This is a genomic window from Anaeroplasma sp., from assembly GCF_034179385.1.
Taxonomy (GTDB): Bacteria; Bacillota_I; Bacilli_A; order Acholeplasmatales; family Anaeroplasmataceae; genus Anaeroplasma.
In genome coordinates this window covers 1-6,174 of sequence record NZ_JAXFPY010000091.1, presented here as the reverse complement: position 1 = coordinate 6,174, position 6,174 = coordinate 1, and the positions used below count along the sequence as shown (strand labels likewise).

General features: G+C 28.1%; 8 protein-coding genes. 4 read left to right on the top strand and 4 right to left on the bottom strand.

From position 1 onward, the window contains the following. Positions 1 to 292 (bottom strand): hypothetical protein (locus SPJ17_RS06125; protein ID WP_321093631.1); only part of this gene is annotated, 292 nt, incomplete at its 3' end. Between the two features lie 53 nt (positions 293 to 345). Continuing rightward, on the bottom strand, positions 346 to 873 hold the full coding sequence (locus tag SPJ17_RS06120; protein WP_321093628.1) for a hypothetical protein: 528 nt from the start codon (positions 871 to 873) through the stop codon (positions 346 to 348). 283 nt (positions 874 to 1,156) lie between these two features. Here SPJ17_RS06120 and SPJ17_RS06115 point away from each other — a divergent pair, with 283 nt between their 5' ends. From SPJ17_RS06115 to SPJ17_RS06100, 4 genes are all read left to right on the top strand, one after another. Continuing rightward, positions 1,157 to 1,465 carry a type II toxin-antitoxin system RelB/DinJ family antitoxin gene (locus SPJ17_RS06115; RefSeq protein WP_321093625.1) on the top strand — a complete coding sequence of 103 codons (309 nt, stop codon included), beginning with the start codon at positions 1,157 to 1,159 and terminating at the stop codon, positions 1,463 to 1,465. Then, complete coding sequence (locus SPJ17_RS06110; RefSeq protein WP_321093622.1) at positions 1,455 to 1,769, top strand: type II toxin-antitoxin system RelE/ParE family toxin; 315 nt, start codon at positions 1,455 to 1,457, stop codon at positions 1,767 to 1,769. The genes SPJ17_RS06115 and SPJ17_RS06110 overlap by 11 nt, the downstream gene beginning before the upstream one ends. Positions 1,770 to 2,082: 313 nt before the next feature. Continuing rightward, complete coding sequence (locus SPJ17_RS06105; RefSeq protein WP_336624396.1) at positions 2,083 to 3,141, top strand: S8/S53 family peptidase; 1,059 nt, start codon at positions 2,083 to 2,085, stop codon at positions 3,139 to 3,141. A gap of 5 nt (positions 3,142 to 3,146) precedes the next feature. Beyond that, a complete protein-coding gene (locus tag SPJ17_RS06100; protein WP_321093618.1) occupies positions 3,147 to 3,665 on the top strand; it encodes a hypothetical protein in 519 nt (172 codons plus the stop codon). 351 nt (positions 3,666 to 4,016) lie between these two features. Here SPJ17_RS06100 and SPJ17_RS06095 read toward each other — a convergent pair whose 3' ends face one another. Next, the gene (locus SPJ17_RS06095) at positions 4,017 to 4,697 is read right to left on the bottom strand and encodes a leucine-rich repeat domain-containing protein (RefSeq protein ID WP_321093614.1); all 681 of its coding nucleotides are present in this window, start codon (positions 4,695 to 4,697) and stop codon (positions 4,017 to 4,019) included. A 30-nt stretch (positions 4,698 to 4,727) separates the two neighbouring features. After that, entirely contained in the window at positions 4,728 to 5,825 is a 1,098-nt protein-coding gene (locus SPJ17_RS06090; protein ID WP_321093612.1) for a leucine-rich repeat domain-containing protein, read from the bottom strand. Positions 5,826 to 6,174 lie beyond the last annotated feature (349 nt).

Below are 6,174 nucleotides of genomic sequence, written 5' to 3'. Positions count from 1 at the left end.
TAAAAGAAATATATTCTTCTAAATATCTTAAATTAACGCCATGATATTTATGTGTTATATTTGAAACTATTTTACAAATTTCATTTAATGATTGGATACTATTACCATTATCTGTAGTATATCGTTTTTGATTTGGTTTAACAGGAATTTTATCATGCTTTAACCCTAAATGATTTGAAAACTGACTTATACTAGATTTTGAATCACTTACTATAAGATTTGAATCTTTGAATGTAGATGAATACTTTTTGTACTTTTCAAATGATTCAGATCCTAATCCTGAAATTCTCATAAAAATATTATCATTTTCGTCAGTTGCAGCTATAATGCACACCTTATGGTGACTTATTCCTGAAAATGCTGATCCATTTCCTCTTTTTTACTTAATCTAGGCATATTTTTAGGTTTTGTGCCTTTTAAATTAATTTTAGTATAAGAAGTATCAATTTCAGTTTGGCCTTTCATTTTTATAGTTTCCATATATTTATGACAAATTGAATATAATCTATGTCTCATATGAAAACATGTTGTTTTAGATAAATGAGTAAAATAGGATTCTTCCTTTAACGTCATACCAGCAAATTCATATTCTATAAAACTTTCCCAAATCTCTTTTGATATTTTACTATAATGAGTTATGGTATTCGTTTTTTTAGTAAATGTTTTTTTGCATTCTTTACAAATATAGCATTGGTATTCGTTTCTTTTCCCATATTTAATAAAATTTGTTGAATTACAATGTGGACATTTACACTCAGTTTCTACTATAGATTCTTGTTTAACAAGCAATAATTTCAATTCATTTATTATTTGGGTTAATTCATCATTATTATAATTGGACTTAATTTCATTAATTAAATTGTTAATATTCATAGATATCATCCTCACTTTGATGATATTATATGTGCCTAAATGACATTATTGATGTCAATTGCCAATTTTTTTATTGAAAATAGCCATGCAAAAAGAAAAAGGTTAATTTCAACTGCAAGATAACAGCAAAAACGAACCATAAAACCAATTTTTATTTTTTGCAACCTTTATCAGCGGAAATTACTTTTGTAATGAACCATCATAAAGCATAGTAAACATTTGCATTACATTGTATTGATTTTGTTATATTATTAAACTATAATGTAACTAGAGGTGATTATCAATGCCAAAAGATGCAACTATTTCATTACGCATAGATTCTGAATTAAAAAATGATGTTGATAAAATATTGAAAAATCTAGGAATTCCTGTGACAACTGCAATTACTATGTACTTCAATCAAATTAAAATGAGAAACGGCATTCCATTTGCACCAGTTATTTCAAATATGCCTAAAGCATATGAAGATTATACTAAAGATGAAATTGCTTTAATGTGTGATAAAGCAATTGAAGAACACAATAATGGTACTACTATTTCAAGTGAAAATGTAGAATTAAATTTAAGGAAGAAATTTAATAATGCAATATAAAATTGAATATTCTTCTTTAGCGAATAAAAGCTTAAATGAAATATATGATTATATTGCAAATATATTACTTGAGCCTAAAACTGCACAAAATATAGTTCTTGGAATTATTTCTACAATCAATTCTTTAAATGAATTACCAAAAAGACATAAATTATGTGATGAAGATTTCTTGAAAAATAAAAACATTAGATCAGCACATTTTAAAAATTATAAAATTTTATATTTTATTGATGATAATTCTTTTACTGTAACAATAGTAAATATATTCTATTCAAAACGAAACATTAATAATGTAATTATTTAGACATATCATAAGCACCTTCTTTTGCTTATGAGGTTCTTTAAATTTTGAAAAAAACATTAAACTCAATAACAATTATGAAGATTACATTTCAAAAATATACAGTTTAATACGCACTGTTGAATCATGTGAATACATAAAATATGGGGAGTTACACTCAATAATTTATGATTCTGAAGAATGTTTTGAAGAAACAACACGTTCCAATTCATATTCTTTTACACAAGCATTCAACGACATAGGTATTATTAATTCAAATTATACAGGGAATGGGATAAATATTGGAATCATTGATGCATCTAACATAAACAATCCTATGAATTTTGATTATAGTCTCATAACAAATTATGGAACGAGTTCTAGTGGACAAAACCATGCAAATATTGTTTCGACAATAATTGGAGGATATTACGGTATTGCTCCAGATGCACATTTATTTTGCATTAATTATAATTCTTTTGGAGGATCCGCAATAGATGCTTTTGAATACTCATTAAATAATTATAATATTGATATTTATAATTTAAGCATAGGTTGGGGATATAGTGGACATTATGATATGTTTTGTAAATACTTTGATTATGTAGCATATTCAACTCTAAAAACAATTGTAAAATCACCAGGAAATAATAATCAATATATATCAACGCCAGGATTAGCACTGAATATTCTTACTGTTATTAATGTTGATTCGAATCTTGAAGTAAGTTTATCTAGCGGCTATGATAGTCTAGATTCATTTTCCTATAAACCAGATATGTCTGCGCCAGGCGTAAGTCTTATAATTCCAAATATTGGTACATTCACAGGAACGTCCTTAGCCGCCCCAATGGTCACTGGGGTTTGTGCTTTACTAATGGAAGAATTCTCGATTTTAAAAACAAAAAACAATTTACTAAAAACGATTTTACATTGTGGTTGTACACAATTACCATCACAATCCAACTTCTATGACACTCATAGTGGGTTCGGATTAGTAAACTATTCAAATTCAAGAAATTATCTACTAAACAATCAATATGGTAATTATACTCTTTTTCCAAATGTTACATCAAATTACGATCTAATGGTTCAAAATATAACCATACCTTCGAATAAATCAATTCAAGTTACAACTCATTGGTTGGTTATATCTTCTTGTACTAGTTCTCAAGCCTCAGCAAACCCAACAACCCCTTCTTTCTCAACTGTATCAATAAAGCTCTATGATATATTCTCGGGTAATTATGTTGCAACAAATCTAATCAACTCAAACATGAATTTTTTAACTTATAAAAACCAATCCTCAATAAATAAATCTTACAGATTAGAATTTGTTTTGGCTTCCCAATCCTTCATTTATGGCGGAGCGCATTATTCCTATGAAATCGGGTGAAAAAAATGAAAAAAGCGCTTTTTGCATTATTATTCTTATTATGTATCTTCTTCATTTCTTCATGTAAAAATGAATTTATGTATGAAGAATATTATTACCAATTCTCCAGCTGTAATCTAAATAGTTATGATTCATTTATTATAAAATCACAAGATGAATTAAATAATTATATAGATAGTAAAAATACCAGTTTTAAAAAGCCTTCCCCTGTACAAGTCAAAAACAAGAAAACGGAGTATTTAGATAATCTTCCAATAAACTTTGACGAAGAAAAATTATTAGTTATTGAATATGCACTTGGCTATGATGTATCTCAAAGATACATTAATAGTTTTAAATATGAGAATGGAGAATTCTCTATAATGCTATATGAAGATGGAGATATCTATATGGATTTAGAATCTACCATTGCATATTGTATAAAGGTGGATAAGGAAGTTAGTATTAAATCACTATCTTGTAAAATCATTGCAAAAAGATCTAATAGTGAAAAAATATATTATGATTTTAATAAAACATTTTAAGAATAGTGCCAGCAAAAATGCTGGCATTTTTTAATGCAAAAAAAGGAAGGCATTGCTTTCCAAAGTATTATGCTCTAGCCATTAAAAAAGTGCATATTACACTTTTAAGTAATTTAAATATTTAGGGGGATGACTATTAGCTATCAAATATTAAGGGGATAAAAAAATATAGTTAAATCCCCCTGTTATTTTAAAGCATAATGTAAAAGTAAAGGGACCTATGTTATCATTAGTTTACCCAAAAATTAGTGAAAGGAGGTCCCATGAATAATGATATCACAGAATTAATAAAATTGTAAGACTTCAACATTATGATGTAGATAAAAATAATAATTTGCACGATTTTGCGAACTAGCTTTTAAACCAATAACGGTCGTAATAATTACTAGTTAAATATTGTGCAGCAGTGAATTGATTCGATAAATTCTCAGAAGAAATTGTAACTCCACTAGTTGCATCAATTTCATATGATGTGTACCATCCATTTGGATTTTTAAAAGTTGCTTTTTTTAAACCAGATAGAACAAATGCACTATCGTAAATTAAAGTAACATTTTGAGGAATAATGATGCTTGTTAATGCTTTGCAACTGTAAAATGCGCTGCGTCCAATGGTTGTTAATTTACTATTTTCACCGATAATAACATTTTCTAATAAGTTGTCGTAAATAAAAGCATTACTGCCAATTGAAGTAACTGAATCAGGTATTAAAAAACTAGAAAGTTTATAGCAAAGTGAGAAAGCATCAACTCCGATAATTTCCAATTTACTATTTTCACTAATGTTTACAGTTTCTAATTCTTGATCGCCGCTAAACGCAAAATCATCAATAACTGTGACATTATCAGGAATTGTAACGCTTTTTAAATTGAGACAACCTGTAAAAGCACCTTTGCCAATATTTGTAATTGTGTTAGGTAATTCAATATTTTCAATACTATTACAGCATGGTAATGCATATTTTTTGATACTGGTTAATCCTTCTAAATCATTAGCTTTTATTTCTGTAACTAAAGTATCCTTTACAAACAAATTACCTTTAAAACACACTGGATTTGCTGTTTAACCTTGGAAATCTATATTAAAAAAGGCCGAAATATCGTTAATATGTACATTTTTTAAAAGATTACAATACTCAAATGCTAGATCTCCAATACTAATTACTGAACTTGGGATTGTCACACTTGTTAGTTCTTCAGCTTGATAAAAAGCACCAGCAGCAATTCTTAAAGTACCGTCTTTAACTTTATATTCTTCAGTACTATTCGCTTTTGTAAAGTCATATCTAATTAAATGTTTTCCTAAATATAAAGCGCCCTCTTCCCAGTTGCTATTATCGTTAAAATAAGCTGTGTTATAAAACGCATCTCTGCTAATATTAACAACAGTTTCAGGAAGCTCAATTGTCTTTAAATTGTAACTATTAAAAAATGCTCTCCAACCTATCGCAGTAACTGATTCTGGAATTGAAATGCTTTTTAATGCTGAACATTTTTCAAAAGAACAAACCCCAATGGTTTTTATAGTATTTGGAATCTTAATCGTAGTTAATTTATAAGCACCACTAAATCCGTTATCTCCAATACTAGTAACTGGTTTCCCTTCATAATTTGAAGGGAGAACTACATCTTTTGGTATTTTATCAACATTTTTTGCACTAATTTCATAAGTATCATCAACTTTTAATGTGAAATTAAAATAATCTGATGATGTTTCTAAAGTATAACCACAGATAGTACAACTTGATTCATCAAAAGTATGTTCTGCTTTATCACTTTTTTCTTCACTATGTTCGCATATTGCAGAGTGCCAATGATGTGTTGTATCATAACTCCATTTTTCTGAATAAGTATGTCCAAGTGGATTGACATAACTATCAACATAACTATAGCCACAAGAACAAGTATATGTTGTGAAGCCCTTTTCAGTGCATGTTGGATTAGTAACTTCCTCTACATACGTATGAGTGTGCTCACCATTTCCTTCATCACCTTTATTACCGCTTCCGGTATCTTCACTATCATTTTTATCTCCAGTGTTTTCAAAATCATTATTGTCACCGCCAATAACGTCTCCTCCACAAGAAGTTAAACTAAATAAAGTAGCGATTGTGCAAAAAAGAGTTAATAGTCCGAATCCTTTTCTTTTAAATTTTCCCATAAAAGTCTCCTTCTAATTGAAATTACTAAAATAAGAAAAATCAAAATCTTATAAAAATTAGAATTTTAATTATCAAATACGGTTCTTTTTAATTTTATTATAAAATTAGATTTCTTAGCAAATACATTATAACCTAAACTTTTCATAAATTATACTACTAAATAATCAAAATTATAAAAATCAATGATTTAGTTATTTACAAAAGTAATTCCGCTGATAAAGGTTGTAACTTTTAAAACTCTCGTAGCACCTATCTATCGTTCCGTTGACAGACCTTTCGTTCCGTAGTTATTTGCTATAAAGAAAAAGAGCCCTGCAAAAGTGCGGTTAAACACTCCTACAAGGCTCT